Annotated in this window: 1 protein-coding gene; it reads right to left on the reverse strand. The window is 31.9% G+C overall.

Going from position 1 to position 2,465, the window contains the following annotated elements:
• Window positions 1-185 precede the first annotated feature (185 nt).
• Window positions 186-2,099, reverse strand: coding sequence for an ATP-binding protein (locus I3255_RS13735; protein WP_238039308.1), 1,914 nt, complete (start codon window positions 2,097-2,099; stop codon window positions 186-188).
• Between the last annotated feature and the right edge of the window lie 366 nt (window positions 2,100-2,465).

The following is a 2,465-nucleotide window of genomic DNA, read 5'->3' on the forward strand; positions in this document are numbered from 1 at the left end:
TATTGTCTTTGTACGGATTCAACACCTTTAATCAAAGTGGGTAACTCTCTTCTTTTCAAATTGAAGTGTCAGATCTAGTAGGAACTAATACAAATAAGGTATCCCACACAAAATCTACCAAGCGCACCAAACTCCATACCAAAACCGCCGAGTATAACGGGTCACCTTAATTGCTTTGTTAAGCTTTATTTTTGCACAGCCGATATGGCAGATTCGAATTCTTTAGGAATGAACTCACAATCTGTATATGTAATCATTGACTTTTGTACTATTTCCCATTTTAGCTCACCATCCTTACCCGACTTTGAGAATGCATTTAATTGTGGATAATTTTGTTTAACTATTTTTTCAAGTGAATGGCCTTGTTGAGTTAAGTATTCAATATCTGTCAATAGCTTAATTCCAGAAAGATATGAGATATTAGCGTTCTTATTATTCTCTCTACCTAAAACTTTTAAAATGAATTTATCTAAAGATGCTTGAAGTAATTCAATATCTTTTAGCCATGCAACCCAAGAAATATTCTCAACCATTGTGAATTTATCTGGTTTATTCATATGTAGTAAAAGCATTATACATATAGGATCTAATGCAATATTTTCTATAGAATAAGCATAGTCTTCTCCAAGAACTACGATTTCACTATCCGAACGATTACTTCTATCCCAATCAATTATTCCACGGACACTATTATTTCCGATTTCAGCTAAAGCATGTACTTGACCTATTACATGACTACAACTTCCTACACCATTTACAGCTTGAAGAAACTCTTGAATACGATTTGAATCATCAACTCTAAGAATTTGTTTTACTTTATCCTCAATTTGTTTAACTGGAACTTTAGGTCCTGAACTAACAAAGTTTAAAGAAATCTTAGGGTCAATTTTTGTTGAGCGATGAATTAATCTTGAGTAAATTAGTTGATACACATTTGCGTCATATTGACTTTCAACAAAAACTTGCCTTCTATTCTCTGGACTTAATGATATCTGAGTTATTCCATCTAGCAATTCAGAAATTGCAACATCTTTTTCAACTAAAGTTAAAACTCCTTGTTCAATAATATAAATACTATTATCTGGAGCCAATGCAACAGTTGTTGGCGAATGTGTTGTAATAACTACTTTTGAACCGAAATTCCGCTGAAAAGAATCTAAAACCTTATACATTTTAACTACCATTTTAGGGTGTAAAAATGCATCTGGTTCATCAATTAATAATACTCTAGGCACCTTAACAATCGTCGAGTTATAATATTGACTATTAAATAATGTTAATGCTAACCAAAGTAATGTTTTTTCTCCTGACGATAACGCATCAACACTAATAGGCTTCCCTGTTTCATTCTGAATTAATTGCGCTTGATAAGCATAACTTCTTGACGTTTCGTCAGGCGTATTGAATTGAAACTTACCTTCAAAAGTATCATTTAAAATTTCATTTATTATTAGCCACGGTTTATCACCAAATACATTAACAAATTCCTCATCTGTCAAATAATCAACATCAACATTTTTTATTGTATTTTTCCACTCGTTTATTTCATTTTGCTCTTTTCGTTTGATGTATTGATTTGATATTGTAGAAAGACTTTGGATGCCAAGAATATTATTTGCAGGCTCTTCAAAATAAAGAATAATTTCATCATGTGTTAACTCACTTGCTGGTTTACCAAGCGTTTGTGATATTGATGAAACTAACCTAAAAAGAGACAGATAATCTAGACTATTATCTCTTCCCATAGAACTTCGACTATACTGATTTGCTCGATTTTGATCATATGGAAGGTCAAACTCATTCTTTATTTGATCATAAAACCTTAATGTCCCAGTTACCCTTGCCTGTAGTTGACTTGCATCATAACCATGGCCAAAATTCGGATTTAGTGCAGAGTGTGCAACTATTGATATTTCCTGACTATCAATAATTTCACCGCCAATTTTCACCTCTGATGAACGATTTTGTATGCTTTCAAGTAGTCGAGTTTTTCCTGAGCCATTTTTACCTGTTAATACAACTATATCGCTATCAACATCAGTACTAAGTTTTAATTGAAAACCTTTATGTTCTTTCTGACCTTTAATATTTAGAACCACGAAACCTCCTGACTATAAAGCTTAACAGTATATTGATAGGCATTCTTACTATCGCACAAAAATATACTGATAAAATTTCTTTATCATACTAGATATAATCGTTACATATTATGAACTTGCTAGCACTTTTTACCACTTACCGACTGAAATAGGGCATAAAAAGTAAGAAATGCATTTAATCAGTCTTATTAAAAACGAAACAAGCAGATAACCAAACCAATCATGTACCAACCGCCAACCACACTCATTTACTAGCACCATAACAAATCAATCCCCTCTCTTTTATTCGTTAAAAAGTGGTTTTATAGCTTAATTAAAATCACTTTTTAACATCACAAAAACAAAGGTAAAACAAAATATTATTAT

Source organism: Psychrobacter sp. Ps6 (assembly GCF_022129235.1).
Classification (GTDB): Bacteria; Pseudomonadota; Gammaproteobacteria; order Pseudomonadales; family Moraxellaceae; genus Psychrobacter.